Below are 25,528 nucleotides of genomic sequence, written 5' to 3'. Positions count from 1 at the left end.
CCGGCTCGGTGCCGATCGCCTTACAGAGTGGCCGAGTTGTCGTGATAACCGCTGCTCGGCCTGGTCTGCGGTTGGCGCAGGGCCGAACTCACCGGCGTCACGGTCCAGTCGGGGTGGCCGGGCATCCGCGGGGTCTTCGTGCCGTAGAGCCAGTCCCGCAGGAACCCTGACCGGTCGGTGCCGGAGACCTCCGAGGCGACGGCGATGTAGTCGTCCGTCGTCGCGGAGGAGTTGCGGAAGCGCTCCAGGAAGGTCCGCTCGATGCCGTTGAAGACGGTCTCGCCGACCAGCTGGCGCAGCGCGTACAGGACGAGGACGCCGCCCAGGTAGCGCTGGCTGTCGAAGAGGTTGGCCGCGTTGGGCGACGCGACCGGGCCCGAGCTCTTGCGCCACTGGTCGCCGCGCGCGTACGTGTCCTTCATCCGGGCTTCCATCGTGACCAGCCCGAGGGAGTCGGTCCAGCCCCGCTCGTAGCGGTACAGCAGCCCGTAGAAGTCGGCGTGGCCCTCGTTGAGCCACAGGTCGGACCAGGTGGCGGGGCTGACGCTGTTGCCGAAGTAGGAGTGGACCAGCTCGTGCATCATGTGCGAGCCGATCTTCGGCTCGGCCTGGAGCAGGTAGTTCGGCTTGTACAGCGTGAGGGTCTGGGTCTCCAGACCCGTGAAGTCGAAGGCGTCCGAGGCGTCGTTGTTGCACGGCAGGAGGCCGTACGTCTCGAACGGGTACGCCCCGAGCCGCTGCTCGATCCAGCTCACCAGGTTCGGGGTGAGCGAGAGCGCGGGCTCCAGGGCGGCGGCCCGGGCGCTGGGTACGACGTCCCGGAGCGGCAGCCCGTTGGGTCCGGGCCGGTCCTTGATCACGTAGTCGCCGACCGTGATCTGCACGAGCTCGGTGGCCATCGGCTCGCGGGAGCGGTACGTGTACGCGGTACGGCCGTCCCCGAGCTCCTCGGTGCTCACCAGGCCGCCGCTCGCGACGCCGCGCAGGCCCCCCGGGACGGTGATGCGGAAGGTGAAGTCCGCCTTGTCCGCCGGGTGGTCGTTGCAGGGGAAGACGGTGTGCGCCGAGTCCGGCTGGGGGCACACCGCGAAGCCGTCCGGGGTGGGGACCCAGGCGGTGTGCGCGAGGGTGCGGCGCGGGTCCGCGGAGTAGGCCACGGTGACGTCCACCGGGATGTCCGCGGCCGGCGGCTCGGCGGGGGTGATCCGCAGCTTCTCGCCCGCCTGCTCGAAGCCGGCCGCGGCACCGGCCACGGTCACGGTGCGTATCTCCAGGCCGAGCGCGTCGAGCGAGAAGCGGCTCAGGTCCTGGGTGGGGGTGATCGACAGGGTCGCCGTCGCGTCGACGAGCTTGGTCGTGGCGTCGTACGCGAGGTCGAGGTGGTACGCCGAGACGCGGTAGCCGTCGTTGCCGAGGCTCGGGAAGACGCCGTCGCCGAGGCTCTCCGGGCCCGGGGCGCCGGTCTCGGGGGCCGCGAGTGCCGGGGATGCCACGCTCAGTACCGCCGCGGTGCCGAGCAGAGCGGCAGGGGCCGTCACTCTGGTGCGATATCTCATGGTCCGCTTTCGTTCGGGCGGCCGGCTGGTCAGGTCCGGCCGTCGGAAGACGTGTGATCAACATGCATGACCGCAAGATCAGACGCTTCGAACGGCTCTGCGGATGCGCCCGTTCTCGGACAGCGTGCGCGGACCCCTGTCGAGCCTCGGACGTTCAGGAGATATCTTGATGTCGAGCAATGTTGCAGACGTGGAGCGGAGCACCCGGTGACTGACTCGACCATCATCTATACGCACACTGACGAGGCCCCGGCCCTGGCGACGTATTCCTTCCTGCCGGTGGTCCAGGCGTACGCCTCGCAGGCGGGTGTCGCCGTGGAGACGCGGGACATCTCGCTGGCCGGCCGCATCATCGCGGTGTTCCCGGAGTACCTCACCGAGGACCAGCGCATCCCGGACGCCCTGCACGAGCTGGGCGAGCTGGCGAAGACGCCCGAGGCCAACATCATCAAGCTGCCGAACGTCTCGGCGTCGATCCCGCAGCTCAAGGCCGCGGTCGCCGAGCTGCAGGCGCAGGGCTACGCGCTGCCGGCGTACCCGGACGACCCGAAGACCGACGAGGAGCGGGACATCCAGGCCCGCTACGACAAGATCAAGGGTTCCGCGGTGAACCCGGTCCTGCGTGAGGGCAACTCCGACCGTCGCGCCCCCGCCTCGGTCAAGAACTACGCCAAGAACCACCCGCACCGCATGGGTGCCTGGTCGTCGGACTCGAAGACCAACGTCGTGACCATGGGGCAGAACGACTTCCGCTCCACCGAGAAGTCCGTCGTGATCTCCGAGGCCGGCGCGCTGAGGATCGAACTGGTCGCCGAGGACGGCGCCACCACGGTGCTGCGCGAGTCGGTACCGGTCCTCGAGGGTGAGGTCGTCGACGCGTCCGTGCTGCACGTGGCCGCGCTGCGGGAGTTCCTCACCGCGCAGATCGCCGAGGCCAAGGCCCAGGGCGTGCTGTTCTCCGTGCACCTGAAGGCCACGATGATGAAGGTCTCCGACCCGATCATCTTCGGTCACGTGGTCCGCGCGTTCTTCCCGAAGACCTTCGCGCAGTACGGCGCCGCGCTCGCCGCGGCCGGCCTGACCCCGAACGACGGTCTGGGCGGCATCCACAAGGGCCTGGAGTCCCTGCCGGAGGGTGCCGCGATCAAGGCGTCCTTCGACGCCGAGCTCGCCGAGGGCCCGGTCCTGGCCATGGTCGACTCCGACAAGGGCATCACCAACCTGCACGTGCCGTCCGACGTCATCGTCGACGCCTCGATGCCGGCCATGATCCGCACCTCCGGCCACATGTGGGGCCCGGACGGCCAGGAGGCCGACACCCTCGCGGTGCTGCCGGACTCCTCCTACGCCGGTGTCTACCAGGTCGTCGTCGACGACTGCCGCGCCAACGGCGCCTACGACCCGTCGACGATGGGCTCGGTTCCGAACGTCGGCCTCATGGCGCAGAAGGCCGAGGAGTACGGCTCCCACGACAAGACCTTCGAGATCAAGGCGGCCGGTACGGTCCGTCTGGTCGACCAGGCCGGCAACGTCCTCATCGAGCAGCCGGTCGCCGAGGGCGACATCTTCCGTGCCTGCCAGACCAAGGACGCGCCGATCAAGGACTGGGTGAAGCTCGCCGTCACCCGCGCCCGCGCCACCGGTAACCCGGCCGTGTTCTGGCTGGACGAGACCCGCGCGCACGACGCCAACCTGATCGCCAAGGTCAACGCGTACCTGACGGAGCACGACACCGAGGGCCTGGACATCCGGATCCTCGCCCCGGTCGACGCGACGAAGCTCTCGGTGGAGCGCATCCGCCGCGGCGAGGACACCATCTCGGTCACCGGCAACGTGCTGCGCGACTACCTCACCGACCTCTTCCCCATCCTGGAGCTGGGCACCAGCGCCAAGATGCTGTCGGTCGTCCCGCTGATGGCGGGCGGCGGCCTCTTCGAGACGGGCGCCGGCGGCTCCGCGCCCAAGCACGTCCAGCAGCTGGTCAAGGAGGACTACCTGCGCTGGGACTCCCTCGGTGAGTTCTTCGCGCTGGTCCCGTCCCTCGAGCAGTACGCGGCGGCCACCGACAACCCGAAGGCCAAGGTCCTCGCCGACACCCTCGACCGCGCCACGGCGACCTTCCTCAACGAGGACAAGTCCCCGACCCGTCGCGTCGGCGGCATCGACAACCGCGGCAGCCACTTCTTCCTGTCCCTGTACTGGGCGCAGGAGCTGGCGGCGCAGACCGAGGACGCGGACCTGGCGAAGGCCTTCGCGCCGCTCGCCGAGACCCTCGCCTCGAACGAGCAGAAGATCATCGACGAGCTCAACGCCGTCCAGGGCAAGCCGGCCGACATCGGCGGCTACTACCTGCCCGACCCGGCCAAGGCCGCGAAGATCATGCGCCCGTCCACGACGTGGAACGACGCGCTGGCGTCCCTGAACTGACGCAAGCACTCCGCACGGCTCCGCCCCGGTCGGGTTCTCCCGGCCGGGGCGGCCGTGTGTCCGGGCTCCGGACGACCGAGCGACTTCCGCCACGCAATTGCGTGAGCCAAATGTCTGGAACCAACTCTTCCCGGGTACAGGCACGTTGAGGGCGTGGCACACTTGCGTCAGGCAAAACTCCGCACCATCACATGCGAGGAGTGAGGCGATGGCCACGGTCGGGGGACCCACGGTACGGCGGCGTCAACTCGGTGCGGAGCTGCGGCGGCTCCGGGAGCAGGCGGGCAAGCGGATCGAAGACGCCGCCACCCACCTGGAGTGCTCCATGTCGAAGATCAGCCGCGTGGAGACGGGACAGGCCCCGATCAAGGCTCGTGACGTACGCGACCTGCTGGAGTGGTACGGCGTCACCGATCCGCTGCGCATCGAGACCGTCATGCAGATCCACAAGGACGCCCAGCAGCAAGGCTGGTGGGCGCACTACGGGGATGTGCTCCCCTCGGGCATGGCCACCTACGCGGGCCTGGAGTCCGACGCCCGCGTCCTGCGCCAGTACGAGTCGACGGTGGTGCCGGGCCTGCTCCAGACCGAGGACTACGCCCGTGCGGTGATCGCCACAGCGTGGTTCAACCAGCCTCATGAGACGGACCAGTTGGTGCGCTTCCGCAAGGAGCGCCAGACATTCCTCACCCGGCAGCCCGATCCGCTGGAGCTGTGGGTGGTGCTGGAGGAGAGCGCGTTGCGCCGGCCGGTCGGCGGCAGGGAGGTGATGGCGGCCCAGCTGCGGCACCTCGCCGAGACGGTGACCATGCCGAACGTCACGCTCCAGATCATGCCGACGGCCAAGGGTGCCCACGTGGCCATGGCGGGCCCCTTCTCCCTGCTGGAGTTCCAGCCCCACGCGTCCACGGTTGTCTACGTCGAGTCGGCCGCCGGCAACGTCTACCTGGAGAAGGAGCGCGACGTCCGCACCTTCGTCCAGACCTTCGATCTGCTCCGGGCGACGGCTCCTGATCCTCAGGAGGCGCTCGCCCTGCTGGAACAGCTCACCAGGGAGATGCAGGAGTCATGAACACGTTCGACGGCCGGCGTCCGCCGCAGGCCGGTCTCGACGGCGCCGTATGGCGCAGGAGCAGCCACAGCAACAACAACGGGGCGTGCGTCGAACTCGCCGTCGTCGAGGGGGTGGTCGCGGTGCGGGACTCCAAGGACACGGACCGCCCGGCCCTGGTGTTCTCGCCACTGATGTGGCGCGCGTTCCTCGGAGCGGCCTCCGAGGGCTGCCCGCATCGCCACTGAACGGACCGGCCAAGGGGGGATTGCCCGTGTACCACGTCTTATCCGCCCAGGCCGTCGCGTCGGGCGCGTTCTACGCGACGGAGACCTTCTGGACCGCGGTCGGGGTCCCCGTCGCCGCTCTTCTGGGATGTGGCACGATCTGGGCCGCGTTCCGGGTGGCGCACCCCCGGCGTCGGCTCATCTGCACGGTCGGTCACGCCTCGCTGGTGCGGGGCCCGATCGACGCCAGCCTGGAGATCAGCCGCAACGGCACTCCCCTGACCGACCCGCATCTGGTCACCGTGGTGCTGACGAACCCCGGCCGCCGGGACATCGCCAGCAGCGCCTTCGACCGCGGCGAGCCCTTCCGTGTCCGGTTCGCCGTGCCCTACGCCGAGCTGCTGCGCACCGAGTCCCTCCCCGACGACGCTCAGGCCCCGCCGACCCGCATGCGCGGCACCGAGCTCCACATCGGCCCCGGCCGCCTGGGGGCCGGCACGACGGTCACCTACCACCTCCTCGTCGACACGGTCCCCACCTACGACTTCCGGCACTCCCTGCTGGACGTACGCGTCCACTGCACGACCGCGTCGACCCCGCGCGGTCTGTCCCGTACGGTGCCGCTCGTCCGCCCCTGAGGACGGCACGTACCTCACCACTCCCGGGTGGCGATCAGCTCCTCCGAGTCCGCGTCCGTGAAGCCGTAGGCGTGGGCGATGAACCAGAACTGCTCGCCTATCTCCTCCCGTGCGACGGTCTCGATCTCGCTGCCCGCCTCGTCGAAGGCCGCCTCGAGGTCGTTGAACTCCTCGGTGGCCGCGTGCGTCAGCGCGTACAGCGCGGCAAGACCGGCGGGGCGTTCCGTCTCGATCCGCTCGCACAGGCGCAGCAGGATCTCCCTGCCCCGGTCCAGCACTTGGTCGGGGTAGTAGTCGTCCGCGTACAGCGCCTTGAGAAACGGGTGCGCGGTCACCTGCGGATTGCTGATGTTCATGCTGTGATCGTGCACCACACCACTGACAACGCCCCCGGAGCCGCCGCATGACCTCAGCCGAACCGTCCTTCGAGCTGGTGCCCGGAGCCGGGGAATCTCCCGTGATCCTGCATGTGCCGCACTCGGCGCGGGAGATACCGGCCGACGTGCGGGCGGGGATCCTGCCGAAGGGCACCGCGCTGGAGCGGGAGCTGGACCACATCGTCGACGCGCACACCGCGGAGCTCGCCGCGGAGGCGGCCGGGGCGTCGCGCGTCGCTCCGTGGCGGTTCGTGAACCGGCTCTCCCGGCTGGTCGTCGATCCCGAGCGCTTCCCGGACGAGCGGGAGGAGATGCTCGCCGTCGGGATGGGAGCCGTGTACACCCGGACGACCCGACGCACGCCGCTGCGGCCCGAGGGCTTCGACCCCGAGCCGTTGATCGCGCGGTACTTCCGGCCGTACGCGCAGGCCATGACCGACGCCGTGGCCCAGCGGCTCGCCGCCACGGGGCGGGCCGTGATCGTCGACGTGCACTCCTACCCCACCGCCCCGCTCCCCTACGAGCTGCACGGCGACGGCCCGAGGCCGCCGGTGTGTCTGGGGACCGACTCCTTCCACACCCCTCCCGAGCTGGTCGAAGCCGCTCAGGAGGCGTTCGCGGGCTGTGGGGGGATCGGGCTGGACAGTCCGTTCAGCGGGACGTACGTGCCGTTGGAGTTCCACGGCCGTGATCCCCGCGTGTCCGCGCTGATGGTGGAGATCCGGCGGGACACCTACATGAGCGAACCCGGCGGGCCCGCCGGCCCCGGGCTCCGGACTCTGGCGTCGGCCCTCGCCGCTCTCGTCGACGCCGTCACCCGCTGACCTCCGGCTGGAGCACTCCCGCGCGACAGCGCACCACAGGGCCGGTGAGGCTGGGGGGCATGACCGAGGAGACCAGCACGCTGACCGGCCAGGACCTGCCCGACGTACGGGACTGGCCCACCCTCGACCTCGACGGCACCGAGTTCGATCCGATCCTTGCCGACCTCATGCGGGAAGGGCCGCTGACCCGCATCCGGCTGCCGTTCGGCGAGGGCTGGGCATGGCTGGCCACCCGCTACCAGGACGTCAGGGCGATCACCAACGATCCGCGCTTCAGCCGCACCGCGGGCATGACCCGTCAGGTCACCCGGATCGCCCCGCACTTCAGCCCCCAGCCGGGCTCCCCGGCGTGGGCCGACCAGCCCGATCACAACCGGCTGCGCAAGACGGTGGCCGGCGCGTTCACCGTGAGCGCGATGAAGCGGCTGCGCCCTCGCGCGCAGGAGATCCTGGACCCGCTGGTGGAGGGTGTCCTCCAGGACGGGCCGCCCGCCGATCTCGTCGAGCGGGTGCTGGAGCCCTTCCCGGTCGCCGTGATCTGCGAGGTCATGGGGGTGCCCGCCGCCGACCGGGAGCGGATGCACACCTGGGCGGCGCAGATCGTCTCCACCAAGGGCGGGGCCGAGGCCTCCGCGGAGGCCAAGAAGGGCATGTTCGGCTGGATCGCGGACACCGTCCGGGCACGCGCCCACAGCGAGGGTGACGACGTGTACTCGCTGATCGGTTCGGCCGTGCGGCGGGGCGAGATCAGCGAGGCGGAGGCGGTCGGGCTGGCCGCGCCGTTGCAGATCGGCGGTGAGGCCGTCACCCACAACTGCGGTCAGATGCTGTATCTGCTGCTCACACGCCCCGAGTTGATGGAAAGGATGCGGGAACGGCCCGCGGAGCGCGGCCCCGTCCTCGACGAACTGCTCCGCTACATCCCGCACCGCTCCTCGGTCGGCCTGGCCCGGATCGCCCTGGAGGACGTCGACCTGCACGGGGTGCGGATCGGGGCGGGCGAGGCGGTCTACGTCTCCTACCTCGCCGCCAACCGCGACCCCGACGTCTTCCCGTCCCCCGACCTGATCGACGCCGACCGCGACCCCAACCCGCACCTGTCCTTCGGCAACGGCGTGCACTACTGCACCGGCGCCGTCCTCGCCCGGCTGCAGATCGAGCTGCTGGTCGACACTTTGCTCGACCGGCTGCCCGGTCCGCGCCTCGCGATCCCGGCCGACCAGGTCGTCTGGCGCCGCAGGACGATGATCCGCGGACCCCAGACACTCCCCGTGACCTGGTAGGCCGACCCTCGCAAAGGGCTCAGACCCGCAGCCACTCCGTGACCACGACGTCCCCGCCCGCCCGCAGCCGCAGCGCGAAGGGACCGACGGGCGGCGCGTCGCCGGTGAAGCGGCCCATGTCGTCGGTGACCAGGGCAGCGGCCGCCTGCGGACCGGTGAGCACCTCGATCAGGGCCTGCTGGGGCGGCAGCACCTGCCCCAGCAGTTCCTGTCCGGTCACCTCGACGTCGACGGTGACCTCGCCCGCGCGGAAGGTCAGCATCCGCGGTGCGCCGACGGCTCCCCGCACGGGGATGGCGTCCACCACCGAGTCGAAGGTCAGCTCGGCGATGCGGGCGTCCAGGTCATGCAACGCGTAGGCCGCCACGGCGATCTCCCGCAGCTGGGCCGGTACCGGATCGAGGATCGAGGCGGCCCGGCGGAGCTCCTCCTCCAGCAGGTCGACGTCGAACTCCTCGCCGTCGTGGGCCTCTTCGTCGAAGTCGTCGTTCACGGTGTTCACACCGCCCCCCTTGCTTCCATGCGTGCCCGCAGCCGGCGCAGACAGCGCTGGCGCAGGGGTCCGATGCTGCCCACGGCGATGCCCAGAGCGGAGGAGACCTCCTGGTAGCTGGGCGGCGGCGAGGCCATCAGGATGCGCAGCAACTGCCGGCAGCGGTCACCGAGTTCCTCGAACTCCTGCCACAGATGACGGATCCGCTCGCTCTGCACGGCCGCCTCCTCGGAGTCGAGCAGCGACTGCTCGGGGGTGCGGTCCTCACTGACCCGGTCGAGCAGCTGCGGATCGTCCGTGGGCGTCAGTCGCCTTAAACTCTTGAGCACCTTCAGGCACTCGTGCCGTGCGGTGCTCGCCAGCCACGAGCCGGCCTTCTGCGGTTCACGGATCCGGCCGAGATGCTGGGCGAAGCGGAACCACACCGTCTGGTACACCTCGTGCGCGTCGGCATCGGACAGCCGGTGCGCGCGCACGACGGACCACACCAGTGGGCTCAGCCCTTCCACGAGCGCCTTCCAGGCCGCAGCGTCACCGTCGACGGCGGACTGGACCAGCGCGCCGACATCTGCTCGGTCCACGGCCCCACCCCTCGTGTACGGCATGTCATCGTACGCCGTGACAGGGGCGAGTTCGGCCCTCACAGTTGTACAGCCGTGCTCGGGCGCCAGGTCGGCGGAATGAGCGCGGTGACGTGCGCCCCTCGCACCTCCGCGAACTCGGTGTTGGCCGCGATCAGTTGCTGCCGGGCGGCACGCGGGTCGCCCTCCTTGTTCGCGGTCATGTACGCGGCCACCATGCCGGCGGCGGCAGGGGTGGCGAAGGAGGTGCCGCTCCAGTGCGCGAAGCCGTCGAACATCACCTGGTCCGGCTTGGCGGGGGTGCCGTCGTCGCTCAACACGCCCGCGTGACGGGGGTGTTGGCAGGTGCACAGGTAGCTGAAGTGGAAGCGGCAGGCCTCGTACGTGGAATGCTGGTACACATACGGGATCGGTGCGTCGAAGCCGGTGAGGGTGCTGGTGAGGCGCTCGCCGGGGGCGTAGGCGTTGACCCAGGAGCCGTGGTTGCTGAAGCAGGCGCCGTGGTCGCCGTCGGTGCGCAGCGCGCCGATCGACAGGACAGAGCCCGCGTAGTCGGGCAGCGAGGCGTAGGCGGCGGGCCAGAAGGGCGTGGCGCTGGCATTGTTGCCGGCCGCGGCGACCAACAGGGTGCGCTGCTGCCGGAGTTCCTGCATGAAGGCGTCCACGCCGAGCAGGCCGTCGATGCGGCCGTTGGAGGTGCCCGCGGAGAGGCTGATGATGTCGGGCCAGCCGCCCTCGTCGACGGCGGCGAACAGGGCCTCGCCGAAGTCGGATTCGAGGATGGCGCCGGCGTCGTTGAGGGTGTTGCGCACGGTGATGTTCGTGTTGGGCGCGATGGCCGCGAGTATCCCGGCGATGAAGGTGCCGTGGCCGACGTACTGGAGCAGGTTGCCCTGCGCGTCGGTCTCGGTGCCGTGCAGGTCGCCCTGGACGTGGCCCAGCAGCGGGACCAGCCGGTGGTCGTGGGTGAGGCCGTTGTCGATGACGAGGACGCCCACGGCGGTGTCCGCGTCGTAACCCGCCTCGGCGGGGGCCGGGTTGGTGCCCTGGTTGAGCGGGGCGGGCACGGGCTCGTCGCCGGGACAGGAGTTCACCGCGATCGACACCACGTGGTTGCGGCTGACGAGACGGCGTCCGGCGCGTCCCTCCGGCTCGCGCATGGCGCGCAGGGCGTTGGCGACGGCCCGGTCGGCGCGCCGGTCTCCGTGGCCGGGGTCGCCGACCTCGATACGGGTGATGCCGGAGCGGTTGGTCTGCGGCCCGGCCCGGCGCACTTGATCGCCGCTCAGACCGGTCGCGGCGGTGAAGTGGGTGCGCACGGTGTCCTCGACGAGTGCCGCCTCCTCACCGTCCCGGGCGAGTACGACACCCTTCTCGTAGATGAACTCGGCCGAATCGTCGGGCCCCAGTGCCAGGGCGACGTCGGGCATCGAACGCTGGATCTGGTCGAACTGCTCGTTGAAACGCTGTGGTGCCATGGCGTGTCCTCCCACTGGGCGGTGGTCGTCAGTCAGAGTCGCGGGGCCGCTGATTGATACAGCGCCAAACCTGTATGGCGCACTACCCGGAGCACTACCATCCGTTGAGTGACGGCGAGAAGCGAATCGGTTCTCGAACTGCTGCCCATGGTGTTCGCCGCCCCCAACCAGGCGCTGGCGAGGGCGGAAGAGGTACTCGGCTCCGATCCCCTACCGCTGCACGCCTCCATCGCCCACCAGGTCATCGGTATCTGGCAACGGGACTGGGGCGACCTGAGGATCGCGCTGGAGCATCTGCGGCGTGCCCGCGATCTCGCGGCGCGCGCGGAGTCGGCCGACCGCGAGGCGGATGTGCTGGCCGCGCTCGGTGTGGCGCTGGTGCACGCGGGCCGGACCCGGGAGGGCCTGGACGCGCTGGAACGGGGTGTCGCGATCGGCAGCGGACACACCCGCGCGCGCGTCCTGTTCCGCCGCGCCTTCGCCTCGTGGGTCCTCGGCCGGCACCGGGAGGCGCTGGAGGACGTACGCCGGGCGATCCCGGTGCTGCGGCAGGCGGACGACGTGATCTGGACCGCGCGGGCTCTCACCCTGCGCGCGACCGTGCATCTGGCGCTGGGCGCGGTGGAGCGGGCGGACGCCGACTTCACCGCGGCCGAGACGCTGTGGGACACCACCGGCCAGGACCACGACAAGGCCGACGTCGTGGAGAGCCGGGGTCTGGCCGCCTTCCGGTCCGGGGACGTCCCGGTCGCGCTGCGGCTGCTGGACGAGGCCGAGGAGCGGTACGCCAAGCTCGGCACGCCGTCCTTCATGCTCTACATCCGGCGCTGCGAGGTCCTGATGGCCGCCGGACTCATCCCGGAGGCGCTGGCCGAGGCGGACGCGGCGATCGGCGTGCTCGACCGGATCGGCGGACAGTCCACCCGCAAGGCGGAGCTGCTGCTGGCCGCCGCGCGCGCCGCCCGCCTCGCCGGCGATCCCCATACGGCGATCGCGCGTGCCGCGCTCGCCGTGCGGCTGTTCGCCGCGCAGCGGCGCCCCTGGTGGGAGACGCATGCCCGGCTGGTACTGATCGAGGCGCGGGTCATGGCCGGGCGTGGTTCGGGGCGGCTGGTCGCCGACGCGGCCGAAGTGGCCGAGCGGCTGGCCTCGTTCGGCGCACCGGCCGCGCCGGAGGCCTCGTTGCTCGCGGGCCGGATCGCGCTCGGACTGGGCTGGACGGCCGACGCGGAACGGCATCTGGCCGTCGCCGCCCGCAGCAGACACAGCGGTCCGCCGCTGGCCCGGATGACGGGCTGGGCGGCACAGGCCCTGCGGGCCCGGGCGGCCGGGTCGGGGCGGGGCGTGCTGGAGGCCTGCCGGCGCGGCCTGGACGTGCTCGACGACCACCGGATGACGCTGGGCGCCGCGGAGCTGCGGGCCCGGGCCACCGCCCAGGGTGCCGAACTCGCCGCGATGGCCCAGCAGGCCAGTCTCGACTCCGGCCCGCGTCGGCTGCTGGTGTGGAGCGAGCGCTGGCGGGCCACCGCGCTGTCCACGCCGCCCACCCGTCCGCCGGCCGATCCGACGCTCCTCGGCGATCTGACCGCGTTCCGCGAGATCGCGGCCCGCGCGGAGGGGGCCCGTATGGAGGGCCGTCCGGTGCCGGCGCTGGATCGCGAACAGCGCCGGCTGGAGCGGGAGATCCGCTCCCGGACCCTGCACATCCGCGGGGACGCACCCGGCTACGGCAGCCGGTTCGACCCGGCGAGGCTGCTGGAGCGGCTGGGGGACGAGATACGTCTGGTCGAACTCGCCGTGCTGGACGGGCGTGTCCAGGTGCTGCTGTGCGGGCAGGGCCGGGTGCGGCGGTTCGAGGCGGGGCTGCTGGCGGACGCGGTGACCGAGGCCGAGCATGTGCAGGCGGGGCTGCGGCGGCTGGCCCACCCCGGGGCGGAGGCACGGCTTCCGCTGGTGGTGGAGGCAGGGCGCCGTCTGGAGGAGCTGTTGCTCGGTCCGGCGGCGGCGCAGCTCGGGTCCGGCCCGGTCGTCGTCGTCCCCCCGGGCCGGCTGCACCGGGTGCCGTGGGCGCTGCTGCCGTCGCTGCGGGAGCGGGTGCTCAGCGTGTCCCCGTCGGCGAGCGGCTGGCTGCGGGCCCGGGAGACCGAGCCGCCGCCCGGTGGGCGCCAGATCCTGGTGCGGGGGCCGGGGCTGGCGACCGAGGGCGCCGAGGTGCCCGAACTGGCGGACCGGTACGGCGGGTCGACGGTGCTGGAGGACGACGACGCGCGCGTGCCGCGGGTGCTGGAGGAGCTCGACGGGGCCGCTCTCGCGCACATCGCCGCGCACGGCACGTTCCGGGCCGACAGCCCGCTCTTCTCGTCGCTGCGGATGGCGGACGGCCCGCTCATCGTGCACGACTTCGAGCGGCTGGACCGCAGCCCGTACCGGATCATCCTGTCCTGCTGCGACACCGCCCGCTTCGCGTCGGTCGGCGCCGACGAGCTGCTCGGCCTGGTCACCGCGCTGCTGCCGCTGGGCACCGCGGGCGTGGTGGCATGCACGGCGCCCGTCAACGACGCGGCGGTGGTGCCGCTGATGCTCGCGCTGCACAAGGGGCTCGACGCGGGGCTCTCCCTTGCGGAGGCGCTGCGCGACGCGCGGGCCGCGCTGCCCGGGGACGCCACGCATCAGGCCACGGGGTGGGCGTTCTCGGCGTTCGGTGCGGCCTGAAGCCTGCGGGGCCGAAGACGCGGCGAGGATGTGGCGGCCTGACCCCTCCCCCGATCACGGGGGTCAGACCGCCGGTCCGTGGGCCGGCTCAGGCCGGCTGTGCGGCGGGCAGTTCCACGTGCCACGGCAGTGCGCCCCGGCCGCCCGCGCCGAGCCGGGCGTACGCGCTGTAGAGGTGGTTGCCGACGGTGCGGATGGACAGGGTCAGCTTCTCGGCGATCTGCCGGTTGCTGAGGCCGGCGGCCGCGAGGGTGACGATCTGCCGCTGTCGGGCGGTGAGTTCACCGAGGACGAGACCGGACAGGGCCGGGGTGCGGGCCCCCTGGCAGCGGCGTGCCAGGGCGACCGCACGGGTGCGTGAGGTGCGGGCGGCCCGGGGGTCGCTGTGGACGTGCACGGCCTGGGCACAGGCCTCGGCGGCGAAGAGCAGGAACCCCCGCTCCTCCAGCCGCTCGGCCGCCCGGTCCAGGGCGGGACCGTCACCACGGGCGAGCGCGTCGGCGTGCAGCGCGAAGACCCCCGCGCCGGGCGACTCGCCAGGGGTTCCCAGGCGTACGGCGTCGTAGGCGTCGGTGACCGTCTCCCGCGCCTTGTCGAGGTCGCCGCGTGCGGCCGCCAGCCAGGGCGCCGTGCGGGGGTCGGTGCGCACCTGGGTGTCCGCGCCGGTGTCCGTCATCTCGCCGGACTGCAGAACGGCCAGGGCGAGTTCGGCACCGCAGGCCGGATCGCCCGCCGTGTCCCGCAGTCCCTCCCTCGCCCAGGCCGCCGCCTCCCGCAGTTCTCCCCGCAGCCGCGCGAACCCCGCGCGCACGGCCGCGTACCAGGACGGCACCGGCTCGCCCTCCGCGACAAGCCACTCCCCCACGGGTGCGTACAGGTTTCGTACGTCGGCCCGCTCCATCGCCCGCGACAGCTCGGCCGCCTCGTCCTCAAGGGCGGCCTTGCACTGCTCCGGCGTACGGGCGAGCCGCCGCGCCCGCAGCCGGCCGGCCGCCGCCCGCAGGACGGGACCGTGCAGGGGGTGGGCCAGGCGTACACCGCCGTGGTCGTCGACCCGCACCAGGCCCTCGGCCTCCAGGTCCTCGAGGACGCGCAGGTCCAGTCCGTCCATGTCCAGCGTCAACGGCTCGGCGAACGCGAGGAGTTCGAGCGTCTCGCGCTCCGGCCGGTCCAGGACACCCCCCGTCCGTTCCCGTACGGTCGCCGTCACGGGCACCGGCCCCCGCCACGCCCACTCGTCCGAGCCCGGCAGCCGGCCGAGCAGCCCGCCTTCCCGCACGGCACCGACCACCTCGCGCATCAACCGCAGATCCCCCCGGCACAGACGGTGCAGCCGGTTCACGGTGAGCGGCTCCAGCCCGCCGCCGACGCCCGCCGCCAGCAGCTGGGCCGTCTCCTCGTGGGGCAGCGGCTCCAGAGCGAGGCGGGGCAGCAGCTCACCGGTCCACAGCCGGGACACCGCACCCGGGACCGGGACGCCGTCCGTGGCCACCACCAGGAGCCGGGTGCGGCCGTGCACCGCCAGCTGGTGGACCAGGGCGGCCGAGGCGTCGTCGAGCAGGTGCGCGTCGTCCACCAGCAACAGCCGCACCGCGGACAGCAGTTGCACGGCGCGGTGCAGGGAGACCGTCTCGGGCAGCAGATGGGCGAACGCGGCGAAGGGGATGTGCCGGGTCTCGGGCGTCCCGGCCACCCTGGCGCAGTCGGTGCCGCGTACGGCCTCCGTGACGAGCCGGGTCTTGCCGCAGCCCACCGGACCGGTCACCACGATGCCGTGGTGACCTGCGGCCGAGGACCGGCGGAGCAGCTCCAGTTCGTCCTCCCGGCCGGTGAACGGCCAGGGCAGTTCCAGGGTCTTCGTGTCACGTTCGAAAATCGTCACGACTACAAGAGCCCGAGTACTCACACCTGATACACAGGGACTTGAGTAGCCCTCGACTCAGGCGCCCGCCGAGCACCGACGGCACTCTTGGCGCATGACCTCCCGCTACTGCTCTCTCGCGCAGCAGCCGGCCCCCGCCTTCACACCGGGGCTGGCCGCAGAGAGGCTCAGTGCGCTCATCGGCGGAAGCCGGATGTGGGTCAACAACACCGTGCTGCACTACCACTTCTTCGACGGCGAGTCCGATGCCTCGGTCATCGCCGTACCGGGCAGCGGGGCGACCCGGCGGGTGTCGTGGGTCGGCGCCAAGGAGCAGCGGGACGTGGTGCGCGAGTGCTTCCAGGAGTGGCAGGACCTCGGCGTCGGCGTGACCTTCGCCGAGGTCGGTGACCGCGGCGAGGCGGAACTGCGCATCGGGTTCCAGCTCGGCGACGGCTCCTGGTCGACCGTGGGCAGGGACGCGCTGCGGGTCGGACTGCACGAGCGGACCATGAACTTCGGCTGGGACCTGACCGCGCCCGGGGAGCGCGGGACGGCCCTGCACGAGATCGGGCACGCGCTCGGCATGCACCACGAGCACCAGAACCCGTTCGCCGGGATCCACTGGGACGACGAGGCCGTCTACGCCGATCTGGCGGGCCCGCCGAACTTCTGGACCCGGGACAGGACGTTCTTCAACATCCTGCGCAAGCTCGACGTGCGTGAGGTGAACGGTTCCGTCTGGGACCCGCAGTCGATCATGGAGTATCCGTTCTCGGCGGGGCTGATCCTGGAGCCGGAGCAGTTCCGTGCGGGTCTGAACCCGTCCGGCGCGCTCTCGCCCTCCGACAAGGAGTACGTCCTGCGCTGGTACCCGTCGGCCGGCCCGTCGCGGCCGCCCGGACTGGTGCCGTTCCGTTCGGCCCCGCTCGGGCTCGGCCCGGGCGAGCAGGCCGACTTCACCGTCGAGCCGCCGGAGACCCGCGAATACAGCGTGGGCACCTTCGGCGACAGCGACGCCGTCGTGGTGGTCTTCGAGGAGCGGGACGGGGAACCCCGCTATCTCGCCGGCCACGACGACGGAGGAGCGCCGCACAACGCCACCGTCAAGGCCCGTCTCGTCAAGGGCCGTCGATACTTCGTCCGTGTGCGCCTGTACTCCGCGTGGGGTTCGGGGGAAACCGCGGTCATGTGCTGGTGACAGCGCGTACAGGTCGCACACGGGCGATGCCGGCCACTGTCCGGCGCCGGGGGAAGCGGCGGCGACAGTCTCCTTCGGGGGAGGGAGACTGTCGCCGCCCACACCATGCCCGGAACACCGGCCCCCCGCACACGCCTTCGCCGGGCTAGGATCCACTCATGCTTGCTTCGGACGGCGGCACGGGCGATGAGCTGCGGGACTTCCTTCTGATGATCCTGTGGCTGCTGCCGATCACGGCGGTGCTGTGTGCGGTGTCCTGTGGGGTGTTCTTCGGGGCCGGGCGCAGGCTGCGGGCGGCCGGTGAGACGTATGCCGCGACGGTCAAGGCGCGCAACGCCGTGGCGACCGGGATGCTCGCCCTGTTCCTCGCCGCCTGCTGGGGTGCCATTGCCCTGATGGTTCAGTAGCGGGCGGCTGTCCGGCGTGCCGTGTCCGCCACCAACTCCCTTACTTCCGGCGGTCCGAGGACCTCGACTTCCGGGCCGAAGCCGAGCAGTCGGCGGCACGCGGCCTGTGGGTCGTCGAAGTAGAGGTCGAGCCGGTACCCCTCCCCGTCGAAAGTGGCCCGGGTGGCCGCCTCGGCGTCGCCCAGTACCGCCGGCAGTGTGTCCAGGCCCGCCTTCGACAGGCGTACCGTCACCCGGAGTCGGTCCAGGCTCGCCTCGAACTCGGCTGTCCAGCGCGTCCAGAATTGCGTCACGTCGAAGCCGTCCGGGCGCAGGAAGGTCTCCGGGAGTGGGGCGGCGTGGGCGATCCGCGCCGCCCGATGGGCTCGAACTCCCTTGTCGGAAGCGGCGATCAGGTACCAGACGCCCGCCTTGGCGACGAGGCCGAGCGGTTCCACGGTGCGTTCGCTCGTACGACCGTCCCGGCCCGCGTAGGTCAGACGCAGGCGGCGGTCCCGGCGTACGGCATCCACCAGCACGGGCAACGCCGGGATCGTTTCGGCGGGCCTGAACCAGGCCTGGCTGTCGATGTGGAAGCGGCTCGCGGCCGCGCGGGTGTCCTCGCGGCCGGACGGCGGCAGTGCCGCCAGCAGTTTGAGCCGGGCCTGCGCCAGCGCGTCCCCTAGAGCGATCCGCTCCAGCGGGCCGCCCGCGGAGACGGCCAGCAAGGCCGTCGCCTCCTCCGCGCTGATGCCGAGGAGCGGACTGCGCCAGCCGTCCATCAGCCGGCACCCGCCCCCGGGGCCGCCCCTCGACACCACCGGCACGCCGGCCGCGCCGAGCGCCTCCAGGTCCCGGTAGACCGTGCGCACCGACACCTCCAGCTCGACGGCGAGTTGACGTGCCGTCACCTGCCCCCGGGACTGCAGGCACAGCAGCAGGGACAGCAGACGGTCCGCTCGCATCCCATGGGTCCCCTCATCGGCGTATGACTGACAGAGGATGTCAACCATGGGGCCGTAGCGTCTCCTTCGCCCGGCCTTCTAACCAGGGAGACAGCACATGATCACCGGTTACGTCCTCGGCGAGAGCCTGCGTCCCGGCGCCGAGTTCGCCCCGCGGGGCCTGCGCATCCGTGCGGTGAAGCGGCTCGACGTCTCGACGAGCGCCGCGGAGGGGCAGCCCCCTGTGTGGACGCTCGTGGAGTGGGAGGCCGAGGAGAGTGCCGCCCAGGAGATCGCCGACGCGCTCGCCGGGGCGCTGGAGCCGGCGCACGGGTGGTACGCCGACTTCACCGCCGGGGACGAGCGCGTCGTCGTCTTCGCCGGGAGGGTCTTCCGTTACCGGCGCGGGGACGATGCGGGCCGTGCCGAGGCGATCGCCCACGGCAGGTCCGTGGGCACGCCCGGGCATCAGCTCGACTGGGCGGAGTGACCTCGCTTGCGCCACTCCTCGGCGAGCAGTTCGTAGGAGCGCACGCGGTCGGTGTGGCCGTGGGTGATGGTGGTGATGAGCAACTCGTCGGCGTCCGTGGCCTCATGGAGCTGTTCGAGGCGGTCGGTGACCGTGGCCGGGGAGCCCACGAACTGGGTGTCGACGCGGTCCTGCACCAACTCCTGGTCCTCGTCGGTCCATGTGTGGGCGCGTGCCTCGCCCGGCGTCGGGAACTGGATGGCGCCCTCGGCGGTGCGGATGCTGCGGACCTACGGGCCGTAGCCGGTGGCCAGTTCACGGGCGGTCTCGTCGTCCTCGGCGACCACGACGTCGGCCGAGACGCTGACGTACGGCTTGTCGAGGGTGTCGGAGGGCTCGAAGAAGGACCGGTAGCCGACCACGGCCTCCAGGACGGTGGCCGGGCTGACGTGGTAGTTCGCCGCGAACCGCAGGCCCCGCGCCCCTGCCGTCTCGGCGCTCGTGCCACCGCTGCTGCCCAGGATCCACAGCTCGACGTCGGCTCCCTCGCCCGGCACCACGTGTGCTTCGATGCCCTCCGGGGAGCGGTAGGTGCCGGCCCAACTCCTCGGCCAGCACGGCGTTGTCGAGCACTTCACGGAACCGGTCGTGCGTCGACTTCCGCCCGCCCGTGACCGGGTCCGGCCGGTGCACGATCAGCGTGATGGCGAGGAACTTCACGACGCCACCCGCTGCTCGCCCCGCGCCTCGTCCGGGTGGGCGAGGCCGAGGTGGTCGCGCAGGGTCGTGCCCTCGTACTCGGTGCGGAAGACGCCCTGTTCCTGGAGCAACGGGACGACCTTGTCGGCGAAGACGTCGAGGCCGGTCGGGGTGATGTGCGGGACCAGGATGAAGCCGTCGCCGGCGTCGGCCTGGACGTAGTCGTTGATGGTCTTCGCGACCGTCGCCGGGGAGCCGACGAAGTTCTGCCGGTTGCCCGACTCGATGACGAGGTCACGGATGGACCAGTTGTTGGCGGCGGCGAGCTCGCGCCATTCGCGGGCGGTGGCCAGCGGGTCGCGGTACATACGGACCTGGGCGCGGCCCTTGGCGATGTGGTCGCCGCTGACGTCCGGGTCGATGTCGGGGAGCGGGCCCTCCGGGTCGTACGAGGAGAGGTCCCGGTTCCAGACGAACTCCAGGTGCTTGAGGGCGGTGGCCCCGCTGACCTGCTGGCGGCGCACCCGCTTGGCGAGTTCCTCGGCCTCCTCGTCGGTGTCGCCGAGGACGAAGCTCGCGGCGGGCAGGATCAGCAACTGGTCGTGGCGGCGGCCGTACTTGGCGAGGCGCTTCTTGACGTCGGAGTAGAAGGCCTGGCCTCCGTCCAGCGTGGCGTACCGGCTGAAGATGGCGTCGGCGCTCGATGCGGCGAACTCGCGGCCCTCTTCCGAGTCGCCCGCCTGGAAGATGACCGGGCGGCCCTGCGGGGAGCGCGGGACATTGAACTGGCCGTGGATGTCGAAGTGTTGGCCGGTGTGGACGAAGGAGCCGGCCTTGGCGTCCCGCAGGAACTCACCCGAGGCCTGGTCGGCGAGGATCTCGTCGCCCTGCCACGAGTCGAAGAGCTCGTTCGTGGTGGCCAGGAACTCCTTGGCGCGGGAGTATCGCTCCTCCTGCGGGAGGAAGCCGCCGCGGCGGAAGTTCTCGCCGGTGAAGGCGTCCCAGGAGGTGACCACGTTCCAGGCGGCGCGGCCGCCGGAGAGGTGGTCGAGGCTGGCGAACTGGCGGGCCACCTCGTAGGGCTCGTTGAAGGTGGAGTTGATGGTGCCGGTCAGACCGAGACGGTCGGTGACGGCGGCGAGCGCGGCGAGGACGGTGAAGGTGTCGGGGCGGCCGACGACGTCCAGGTCGTAGATGTGCCCGCCCTGTTCGCGCAGCCTCAGGCCCTCGGCGAGGAACAGGAAGTCGAACTTGGCGCGTTCGGCGGTCTGCGCGAAGTGGGCGAAGGAGCTGAACTCGATGTGGCTGCCGGCCTCGGGGTCGCTCCACACGGTGGTGTTGTTGACGCCCGGGAAGTGGGCGGCCAGATGGATCTGCTTCAGCGGCTTGGTCATGGCTCTGCGGGGTCCTTCCGGCTCAGGCGGCGTAACGGTTGGCGGGGCGGGCGAGGCCCAGCAGACCGCGCAGGGTGTCGGCCTCGTAGGCGTCGCGGAAGGCGCCGCGGCGCTGGAGTTCGGGGACCAGGCCCCGGGTGATGGCGGGGAGGTCATGGCCGAGGACGGCGGGGCGCAGCCGGAAGCCGGTCAGACCGGCGGACTGCAACTCCTTGAGCAGATCGGCGAGTTGGGCCGGGGTGCCGGCGAAAATGCGGGCGTCGCTCTCGTACGGCTCTCCTGCCGCGGCGTCGAGGCGCTCACGGCGTGCCGCGGCGGCCGCGGGGTCGTCGTCGAGGAAGACCACCAAGTCCCCCAAGATGTGCAGGGGTTGATCGGCGCGACCGGCCGTCTCCTGCTCGGCGCGGATCTCGGCGACGATGGCCCGGGCCTGGTCGGCGTCGTGCGGGGTGACATAGCCGACGTCGGCCTGGCGGGCCACCAGCCGGTACGGGACGGTCTGGTGCGCGAGGGCGCTGACCAGGGGCTGGCCCTGTGGCGGGCGCGGGGTGATGGAGGGGCCCTTGACGCTGAAGTGCCTGCCCTCGAAGTCGATGTAGTGCAGCTTGTCGCGGTCGATGAAGCGGCCGGTGGCGACGTCCCGGATCTCCGCGTCGTCCTCCCAGCTGTCCCAGAGCCGGCGGACGGCCTCGACGTGGTCGGCGGCCTCGTCGAAGAGGTCGCTGACGAGTTCCTGTCCGGCGGGGCTCCGGAGCTCGGCCAGGCTCAGCGCCGGGACGGTGCGGCGCCCGAAGTGGTCGGCCTCGTCCGGGCGGGGCGAGATCTGCACGCGCAGCCCGGCTCGGCCGGTGCTGACGTAGTCCAGGGTGGCGATCGCCTTGGAGATGTGGAACGGCTCGGTGTGGGTGGCGATCACGGTCGGCACCAGCCCTATGTGCCGGGTCAGGGGCGCGACGCGGGAGGCGATGAGTACGGCGTCCAGGCGGCCGCGGACCTGGTCGGTGCGGCCGTCCAGCCCGCCGAAGACCGAGGACTGCAGGCCGAGGCCGTCCTCGAAGGTCACGAAGTCGAGCAGGCCGCGCTCGGCCTCGGCGACCAGGTCGGCCCAGTAGGCGGCGGTGAACACGTCCCGGGGGCGGGCGGCCGGCTCGCGCCAGGAGGCTGGGTGCCAGCCGGTGCCGTCGAGGGCCACGGCGAGGTGCAGGGAGGAAGAAGGGGACACGAGTGGGTGCCTTCCTGGAGATCCGTACGAGATCACCGGCCCGGGCATGCTGCACTCAGGGCACGGTGGCGGAGAAGGAGGTCAGGGGCGACAGAGGGCGCCGGCGACACGCCGGAGGTCGATGTAGGGCCGGGAGTGCAGAAGGAGTCGGTCGATGCGCCGCACGTCCCTGCCTCCCGCCCTGGTGGTGCGTGTCTCGTCGCCAGTCACAACGCCCTCGCCCGGGCGTCTGTTCCTGGCGTGCGTACCTGGAGGATGGCCGTCCGGCGGCGCAGGGTGAAGCCGATCGACTCGTACAGCCGGATCGCGGTGCCGTAGTTCGCGGCGGCGTGCAGGAACGGGGTCTCCCCGCGCTCCCTGATGCCCGCCGCGACCGCCCGCACCAGCCGGGTGCCCAGGCCCCGGCCGCGGTGTTCCGGGTCGGCGCAGACGGCGCTGATCTCGGTCCAGCCGGGCAGGTCTTCGAGAGCCGGGCCAGCGCGAGGACGACGCCGCCGAGGAGACCCAGCACCGCGCTGTAGGCGGTGACTTCGAGAGTGATCAGCAGTCCGTCGAGGATCGTCGGCCGCAGGAACCAGTAGCCGAACCGGTCCCACTGGTAGAAGGGGTTGGACACCAGGCCGTGCACGAACTGGGCCGCGAGGACCAGGACGACGGCGGTGGCGATCCAGCGTCCGGGCCGCCGCAGCGGCAGAACTCGCTGTGCGGTGAGCTGTTTTGACGGGGTGTCGGTGATCGGCGGTGGCTCCGTGATGGAGACAGCGGCGCCTGGGGGTTCACTCATGAGGGGCTCCGGCGGGATCGGATCCCGGACACGGGCGCACGGGACGTGGCTACGACGGCCGTTCTACGGCAGGTCGTGGCACACGGGGACGCACGGGAACCGGGGGCTGGGCGGACAACGGCACACCGCGCGGGCGGTGTTCGTCGGGAACGCGGGGGCTGCGGAGGGGGACGTCAGCCCCGACAGCGGGCTCGGCCCGGAGCGGTACACAGTGCGCTGTTCACGCGCAGGAGGTCGACGGAGCGATCGGCGACAAGGAGGTTCGCGTACGGCGGTACGCAGCTCGAGGCACGGCGCGTGGCCGTCCTGGGAGCTGCGTACATGTCCGTCACCGTCATCGTTCTCAGGGGCCTCTAAGGCCCTTCTGCGTCAAGAGTGCCGTAAATGAAGCCAGTTGTCCGAGCGTCTGTCAACGCCGGTCCACCAGATGGAACGCCTAGCGGGTCCGCGCGGTGTGCGCCGCCCAGTCCAGGATCTGCACGGCCGAACCCGCGGCCTCCAGGCCACGGCAGTGGGCATGGTGGCGACGGGCGATGCCGTCGAGGTCGAGGTGCGCGCCGAAGGCGGGGTGAGCGGCCAGCCGGCGGGCGTACGCCCACAGTGCGGGGTGGGCGGCGATCCACTGCACGGCGGAGGCGTCGAGGTGATGGCGGTGCACGGTGTCGAGCTGGACCAGCGTGACCCACAACTCGACGTCTGCCGCGGTGATCTGATCCCGAATCAGATACTCCCGTCCGGTGAGCCAGCGCTCCAGCGAGGCCAGCGTCTCCAGCAGCCGGTCGAGCGCCGCGGCACGCGCGTCCGGGTCGGTGCCCGCCGTGCCGGCCTCCTGCGCGGCACGCTCGATGCCCTGGGCACACAGCCGCTCCACGGCCTCGGTCTCCGACTCCGCGCCGCACGGGTACAGCGCCGGGCGGTCGCCGCCGAAGCGCCGGGCCAGGTCACGGGTGATGTCCGGGGCATGGGTGCTGACGATGCGGCCCGACCAGTCGTCGCTGAGCACGGGGCCGACGGCGGCGCCCTTGTACCGGTGCGCGCTGGCCTCGTAGAGCGGGCGCAGCGCCGTGTGGCCGCCGTCGGGACAGTCGGGGATCGCGTCGAGGAACGTCACGGGACAGGCGTCGTCGAGGCCGAGCAGGCCGTGGACGACGGCGATGCGCAGTCCGTCCGGACAGGCGGGCGACAGATGCAGCCGGTAGCGGCGCGGCACGGCGTAGTGCCCACTGCGCGCGTCCCGACCGATCCGGCCCCGGAACGCGGCGGTGGACTGCGCGGCCGAGGCGGGCGCGAGCGGTGTGACGGACATGGATCTCCCCGGGTGTGGGCGCGCGGACGTACGCGCGGCGGAAGCGACGTCGGGCCAGGACAGGGGGGTGCGCCGGTGCGCGGCGACAGGGGCGCGGGGACGAGCCGGGCTCAGCCGAGCCGGCGGATCGCGCTGCAGACGCGCTGCAGGTCGATGTGGCGGCGGGAGGTCAGAAGAGGCGACGGCCGAGAGGTACGGCTCACTCGGCCGACTGCCGACTCAAGGCGCCTCATGTTTCCCTACCTGTTCACTAGGATTCCCGTCTGGAGTGTCGATCGGCCGCGCAAGGACGTCAAGAGGGCGCCCACGAGGCGGTCACCGAGGCCGGGACGGACGACCGTCTTCTGGGGTGCGACGACGCTGGCTACTCTGGGAGCGCGGCCGACGATCCAGGCGGGGGCGGGCTCCATGGCATTGCTGCGCGAGCGCCATCTGGGCGCATCCACGATCGGCGCCACGGGCAATGCCGCCGCCGCGTTGCAGCTGCTCACCCGGCTGGAGTCGGACTGCCGTACCCGGCTCGGGGACGACGCCTGGTTCACGCTCGTCGTACGTCACGGTGTCGCGTACTGGACGGGCGTGTGCGGCCGGGCCCCGCAGGCCAGGCAGCAGACCCAGGACCTGCTGGACGTGTACCGGGAGCGGCTGGACGACCACGACCACCGGGCCCTGCGCCTGTTGCGCGACGACCTCGCCCGCTGGACCGGAGAGACCGGCGATGCCCAGGACGCCGCGCGGCGGTACGCCGAGCTCCACCACGACACCGAACGGATCCTGGGCCGCGAGGCTCCGGAAACCCTCCTGGCCCGCCACAACACGGCCTACTGGACGGCGGCCCAGGGCGCCCGCACCCGGGCCCTGGCCGAATGCCGCGCCCTCCTCGACGACTCGCACCGGGTCAACGGTCCGGCCCACCCGCACACCCTCGCCGTACGCCACAACATCGCGGGCTGGACCGAGGACGAGGGCGAACCCCGGGAATCGCTGCGCCTGTTCACCACCCTTCTCGACGACCGCACCGCCGCCCTCGGCCACGAACACCCGCACACCCTCCTCAACGCCTTCCACGTGGGCCGGCTGACCCGGCACCACCGGAACGCGCCGGCAGGGGACGCCCGCCTCGCCGGGCTCCTGCCCGTCTTCACCCGCGTTTTCGGCGCGGACCACCCCTGGACACGGCGGCTGCACCGAGAACTCCAGGGCGGACAATGACCTCATGGAGCTCTCCTTCACCAGCCGTGTCATCGAATGGCGTGGTCCGGCGCCCTATTACTTCCTCCCCGTTCCGGACGAGGAGTGCGCGGACATCCACGAGGTGGCCGCGACGGCCAGCTACGGCTGGGGTGTGATCCCGGTCCGGGCCCTCATCGGTGAAGTGGACTTCGAGACCTCGCTGTTCCCCAAGGACGGCGGCTATCTGCTGCCGCTCAAGAACGCCGTGCGCACACCGCGGGGCATCACGGCCGGCGACGACGTGACCGTGCGGATGACCGTCGTGCTCTGACGCGGCAGCGGAGACGAGTTCGTCGCAGCCGCCGGCCGCGAACGCGTCGACGTAGGACTTGACCACCTGGGCGAAGCTCCAACTCGCTTACTTCAATACTTACTTCAACCC

The 25,528-nt window shown here is 71.7% G+C and carries 24 protein-coding genes and 4 pseudogenes; 12 read left to right on the top strand and 16 right to left on the bottom strand.

Going from position 1 to position 25,528, the window contains the following annotated elements; translation table 11 throughout:
* Nucleotides 1-20: 20 nt before the first annotated feature.
* Nucleotides 21-1,556, bottom strand: a complete 1,536-nt coding sequence (locus tag OHU89_RS41640; protein WP_405650324.1) for a M1 family metallopeptidase — start codon at nt 1,554-1,556, stop codon at nt 21-23.
* A gap of 207 nt (nt 1,557-1,763) precedes the next feature.
* On the opposite strand from OHU89_RS41640, the gene OHU89_RS41635 reads away from it, so the two are divergent.
* The 4 genes from OHU89_RS41635 (at nt 1,764) to OHU89_RS41620 (ending at nt 5,899) form a co-directional block, all read left to right on the top strand.
* The gene (locus tag OHU89_RS41635; protein WP_405650322.1) at nt 1,764-3,983 is read left to right on the top strand and encodes an NADP-dependent isocitrate dehydrogenase; all 2,220 of its coding nucleotides are present in this window, start codon (nt 1,764-1,766) and stop codon (nt 3,981-3,983) included.
* 208 nt (nt 3,984-4,191) lie between these two features.
* The gene (locus OHU89_RS41630) at nt 4,192-5,055 is read left to right on the top strand and encodes a helix-turn-helix domain-containing protein (protein WP_405650320.1); all 864 of its coding nucleotides are present in this window, start codon (nt 4,192-4,194) and stop codon (nt 5,053-5,055) included.
* The gene (locus OHU89_RS41625) at nt 5,052-5,282 is read left to right on the top strand and encodes a DUF397 domain-containing protein (RefSeq protein ID WP_405650319.1); all 231 of its coding nucleotides are present in this window, start codon (nt 5,052-5,054) and stop codon (nt 5,280-5,282) included. The genes OHU89_RS41630 and OHU89_RS41625 overlap by 4 nt, the downstream gene beginning before the upstream one ends.
* Nucleotides 5,283-5,308: 26 nt before the next feature.
* Nucleotides 5,309-5,899 (top strand): hypothetical protein, encoded by a 591-nt coding sequence (locus OHU89_RS41620; protein WP_405650318.1) that lies wholly within the window; start codon nt 5,309-5,311, stop codon nt 5,897-5,899.
* Nucleotides 5,900-5,913: 14 nt separating this feature from the next.
* Here the strand turns inward: OHU89_RS41620 and OHU89_RS41615 are convergent, their stop codons facing one another.
* Nucleotides 5,914-6,255, bottom strand: a complete 342-nt coding sequence (locus OHU89_RS41615) for a DUF5713 family protein (protein WP_405650316.1) — start codon at nt 6,253-6,255, stop codon at nt 5,914-5,916.
* A 47-nt stretch (nt 6,256-6,302) separates the two neighbouring features.
* On the opposite strand from OHU89_RS41615, the gene OHU89_RS41610 reads away from it, so the two are divergent.
* The gene (locus tag OHU89_RS41610) at nt 6,303-7,100 is read left to right on the top strand and encodes an N-formylglutamate amidohydrolase (protein ID WP_405650314.1); all 798 of its coding nucleotides are present in this window, start codon (nt 6,303-6,305) and stop codon (nt 7,098-7,100) included.
* A gap of 59 nt (nt 7,101-7,159) precedes the next feature.
* Entirely contained in the window at nt 7,160-8,383 is a 1,224-nt protein-coding gene (locus OHU89_RS41605; RefSeq protein WP_405650312.1) for a cytochrome P450, read from the top strand.
* A 19-nt stretch (nt 8,384-8,402) separates the two neighbouring features.
* Here the strand turns inward: OHU89_RS41605 and OHU89_RS41600 are convergent, their stop codons facing one another.
* Genes OHU89_RS41600 through OHU89_RS41590 form a run of 3 tightly spaced genes read right to left on the bottom strand, consistent with a single transcriptional unit; the run spans nt 8,403 to nt 10,935 of the window.
* Nucleotides 8,403-8,885, bottom strand: coding sequence for a hypothetical protein (locus OHU89_RS41600; protein ID WP_405650310.1), 483 nt, complete (start codon nt 8,883-8,885; stop codon nt 8,403-8,405).
* Nucleotides 8,882-9,457, bottom strand: coding sequence for an RNA polymerase sigma factor (locus OHU89_RS41595; RefSeq protein ID WP_046257452.1), 576 nt, complete (start codon nt 9,455-9,457; stop codon nt 8,882-8,884). Before OHU89_RS41595 ends, OHU89_RS41600 begins: the two co-directional genes overlap by 4 nt.
* A gap of 59 nt (nt 9,458-9,516) precedes the next feature.
* The gene (locus OHU89_RS41590) at nt 9,517-10,935 is read right to left on the bottom strand and encodes a S8/S53 family peptidase (RefSeq protein WP_405650308.1); all 1,419 of its coding nucleotides are present in this window, start codon (nt 10,933-10,935) and stop codon (nt 9,517-9,519) included.
* Nucleotides 10,936-11,082: 147 nt separating this feature from the next.
* On the opposite strand from OHU89_RS41590, the gene OHU89_RS41585 reads away from it, so the two are divergent.
* The gene (locus OHU89_RS41585; RefSeq protein WP_405654881.1) at nt 11,083-13,647 is read left to right on the top strand and encodes a CHAT domain-containing protein; all 2,565 of its coding nucleotides are present in this window, start codon (nt 11,083-11,085) and stop codon (nt 13,645-13,647) included.
* A gap of 88 nt (nt 13,648-13,735) precedes the next feature.
* On the opposite strand, the gene OHU89_RS41580 is transcribed toward OHU89_RS41585, so the two are convergent.
* A complete protein-coding gene (locus tag OHU89_RS41580) occupies nt 13,736-15,529 on the bottom strand; it encodes a LuxR C-terminal-related transcriptional regulator (protein ID WP_405650307.1) in 1,794 nt (597 codons plus the stop codon).
* A 94-nt stretch (nt 15,530-15,623) separates the two neighbouring features.
* Here OHU89_RS41580 and OHU89_RS41575 point away from each other — a divergent pair, with 94 nt between their 5' ends.
* Together OHU89_RS41575 and OHU89_RS41570 are read left to right on the top strand one after the other, a co-directional pair.
* The gene (locus tag OHU89_RS41575) at nt 15,624-16,709 is read left to right on the top strand and encodes a M12 family metallopeptidase (RefSeq protein ID WP_405650306.1); all 1,086 of its coding nucleotides are present in this window, start codon (nt 15,624-15,626) and stop codon (nt 16,707-16,709) included.
* 158 nt (nt 16,710-16,867) lie between these two features.
* A complete protein-coding gene (locus OHU89_RS41570; protein ID WP_405650304.1) occupies nt 16,868-17,116 on the top strand; it encodes a hypothetical protein in 249 nt (82 codons plus the stop codon).
* On the opposite strand, the gene OHU89_RS41565 is transcribed toward OHU89_RS41570, so the two are convergent.
* On the bottom strand, nt 17,110-18,060 hold the full coding sequence (locus tag OHU89_RS41565) for a helix-turn-helix transcriptional regulator (protein WP_405650303.1): 951 nt from the start codon (nt 18,058-18,060) through the stop codon (nt 17,110-17,112). The genes OHU89_RS41570 and OHU89_RS41565 overlap by 7 nt on opposite strands.
* Before the next feature lie 97 nt (nt 18,061-18,157).
* On the opposite strand from OHU89_RS41565, the gene OHU89_RS41560 reads away from it, so the two are divergent.
* On the top strand, nt 18,158-18,529 hold the full coding sequence (locus OHU89_RS41560; RefSeq protein WP_405650302.1) for a hypothetical protein: 372 nt from the start codon (nt 18,158-18,160) through the stop codon (nt 18,527-18,529).
* Here OHU89_RS41560 and OHU89_RS41555 read toward each other — a convergent pair.
* From OHU89_RS41555 to OHU89_RS41515, 9 genes and pseudogenes are all read right to left on the bottom strand, one after another.
* A pseudogene (locus tag OHU89_RS41555) lies at nt 18,508-19,107 on the bottom strand (LLM class flavin-dependent oxidoreductase); the annotation flags it as partial. The gene OHU89_RS41560 and the pseudogene OHU89_RS41555 overlap by 22 nt on opposite strands.
* Nucleotides 19,106-19,228 (bottom strand): annotated as a pseudogene (locus OHU89_RS41550) (LLM class flavin-dependent oxidoreductase); the annotation flags it as partial. The pseudogenes OHU89_RS41555 and OHU89_RS41550, both read right to left, overlap by 2 nt.
* Nucleotides 19,225-20,601 carry an NtaA/DmoA family FMN-dependent monooxygenase gene (locus OHU89_RS41545; RefSeq protein ID WP_405650301.1) on the bottom strand — a complete coding sequence of 459 codons (1,377 nt, stop codon included), beginning with the start codon at nt 20,599-20,601 and terminating at the stop codon, nt 19,225-19,227. The pseudogene OHU89_RS41550 and the gene OHU89_RS41545, both read right to left, overlap by 4 nt.
* Before the next feature lie 22 nt (nt 20,602-20,623).
* On the bottom strand, nt 20,624-21,871 hold the full coding sequence (locus OHU89_RS41540) for an LLM class flavin-dependent oxidoreductase (RefSeq protein ID WP_405650300.1): 1,248 nt from the start codon (nt 21,869-21,871) through the stop codon (nt 20,624-20,626).
* 33 nt (nt 21,872-21,904) lie between these two features.
* Entirely contained in the window at nt 21,905-21,988 is an 84-nt protein-coding gene (locus tag OHU89_RS41535; RefSeq protein WP_405654879.1) for a putative leader peptide, read from the bottom strand.
* A 41-nt stretch (nt 21,989-22,029) separates the two neighbouring features.
* Nucleotides 22,030-22,278: pseudogene (locus tag OHU89_RS41530) on the bottom strand (GNAT family N-acetyltransferase); the annotation flags it as partial.
* A 2-nt stretch (nt 22,279-22,280) separates the two neighbouring features.
* Nucleotides 22,281-22,607, bottom strand: a pseudogene (locus OHU89_RS41525) (amino acid ABC transporter permease); the annotation flags it as partial.
* A gap of 436 nt (nt 22,608-23,043) precedes the next feature.
* Nucleotides 23,044-23,913 (bottom strand): glutathione S-transferase C-terminal domain-containing protein, encoded by an 870-nt coding sequence (locus OHU89_RS41520; protein WP_405650298.1) that lies wholly within the window; start codon nt 23,911-23,913, stop codon nt 23,044-23,046.
* 110 nt (nt 23,914-24,023) lie between these two features.
* A complete protein-coding gene (locus OHU89_RS41515) occupies nt 24,024-24,146 on the bottom strand; it encodes a putative leader peptide (protein ID WP_323185116.1) in 123 nt (40 codons plus the stop codon).
* A gap of 175 nt (nt 24,147-24,321) precedes the next feature.
* Here OHU89_RS41515 and OHU89_RS41510 point away from each other — a divergent pair, with 175 nt between their 5' ends.
* Together OHU89_RS41510 and OHU89_RS41505 are read left to right on the top strand one after the other, a co-directional pair.
* The gene (locus tag OHU89_RS41510) at nt 24,322-25,125 is read left to right on the top strand and encodes a tetratricopeptide repeat protein (protein ID WP_405650296.1); all 804 of its coding nucleotides are present in this window, start codon (nt 24,322-24,324) and stop codon (nt 25,123-25,125) included.
* 4 nt (nt 25,126-25,129) lie between these two features.
* A complete protein-coding gene (locus tag OHU89_RS41505; protein WP_405650295.1) occupies nt 25,130-25,417 on the top strand; it encodes a DUF1905 domain-containing protein in 288 nt (95 codons plus the stop codon).
* Nucleotides 25,418-25,528: the final 111 nt, after the last annotated feature.

Source organism: Streptomyces sp. NBC_00019, from assembly GCF_045041015.1.
Classification (GTDB): domain Bacteria; phylum Actinomycetota; class Actinomycetes; order Streptomycetales; family Streptomycetaceae; genus Streptomyces.
This window is presented reverse-complemented; position numbering and strand designations above follow the sequence as displayed.

What these genes read in the sequence shown, in the direction of transcription:
- OHU89_RS41640 (WP_405650324.1), bottom strand. Translation starts at nt 1,556, where the DNA reads ATGAGATATCGCACCAGAGTGACGGCCCCTGCCGCTCTGCTCGGCACC.
- OHU89_RS41630 (WP_405650320.1), top strand. Translation starts at nt 4,192, where the DNA reads ATGGCCACGGTCGGGGGACCCACGGTACGGCGGCGTCAACTCGGTGCG.
- OHU89_RS41625 (WP_405650319.1), top strand. Translation starts at nt 5,052, where the DNA reads ATGAACACGTTCGACGGCCGGCGTCCGCCGCAGGCCGGTCTCGACGGC.
- OHU89_RS41615 (WP_405650316.1), bottom strand. Translation starts at nt 6,255, where the DNA reads ATGAACATCAGCAATCCGCAGGTGACCGCGCACCCGTTTCTCAAGGCG.
- OHU89_RS41610 (WP_405650314.1), top strand. Translation starts at nt 6,303, where the DNA reads ATGACCTCAGCCGAACCGTCCTTCGAGCTGGTGCCCGGAGCCGGGGAA.
- OHU89_RS41605 (WP_405650312.1), top strand. Translation starts at nt 7,160, where the DNA reads ATGACCGAGGAGACCAGCACGCTGACCGGCCAGGACCTGCCCGACGTA.
- OHU89_RS41590 (WP_405650308.1), bottom strand. Translation starts at nt 10,935, where the DNA reads ATGGCACCACAGCGTTTCAACGAGCAGTTCGACCAGATCCAGCGTTCG.
- OHU89_RS41585 (WP_405654881.1), top strand. Translation starts at nt 11,083, where the DNA reads ATGGTGTTCGCCGCCCCCAACCAGGCGCTGGCGAGGGCGGAAGAGGTA.
- OHU89_RS41575 (WP_405650306.1), top strand. Translation starts at nt 15,624, where the DNA reads ATGACCTCCCGCTACTGCTCTCTCGCGCAGCAGCCGGCCCCCGCCTTC.
- OHU89_RS41570 (WP_405650304.1), top strand. Translation starts at nt 16,868, where the DNA reads ATGCTTGCTTCGGACGGCGGCACGGGCGATGAGCTGCGGGACTTCCTT.
- OHU89_RS41565 (WP_405650303.1), bottom strand. Translation starts at nt 18,060, where the DNA reads ATGCGAGCGGACCGTCTGCTGTCCCTGCTGCTGTGCCTGCAGTCCCGG.
- OHU89_RS41560 (WP_405650302.1), top strand. Translation starts at nt 18,158, where the DNA reads ATGATCACCGGTTACGTCCTCGGCGAGAGCCTGCGTCCCGGCGCCGAG.
- OHU89_RS41545 (WP_405650301.1), bottom strand. Translation starts at nt 20,601, where the DNA reads ATGACCAAGCCGCTGAAGCAGATCCATCTGGCCGCCCACTTCCCGGGC.
- OHU89_RS41540 (WP_405650300.1), bottom strand. Translation starts at nt 21,871, where the DNA reads ATGCCCGGGCCGGTGATCTCGTACGGATCTCCAGGAAGGCACCCACTC.
- OHU89_RS41520 (WP_405650298.1), bottom strand. Translation starts at nt 23,913, where the DNA reads ATGTCCGTCACACCGCTCGCGCCCGCCTCGGCCGCGCAGTCCACCGCC.
- OHU89_RS41515 (WP_323185116.1), bottom strand. Translation starts at nt 24,146, where the DNA reads ATGAGGCGCCTTGAGTCGGCAGTCGGCCGAGTGAGCCGTACCTCTCGG.
- OHU89_RS41510 (WP_405650296.1), top strand. Translation starts at nt 24,322, where the DNA reads ATGGCATTGCTGCGCGAGCGCCATCTGGGCGCATCCACGATCGGCGCC.
- OHU89_RS41505 (WP_405650295.1), top strand. Translation starts at nt 25,130, where the DNA reads ATGGAGCTCTCCTTCACCAGCCGTGTCATCGAATGGCGTGGTCCGGCG.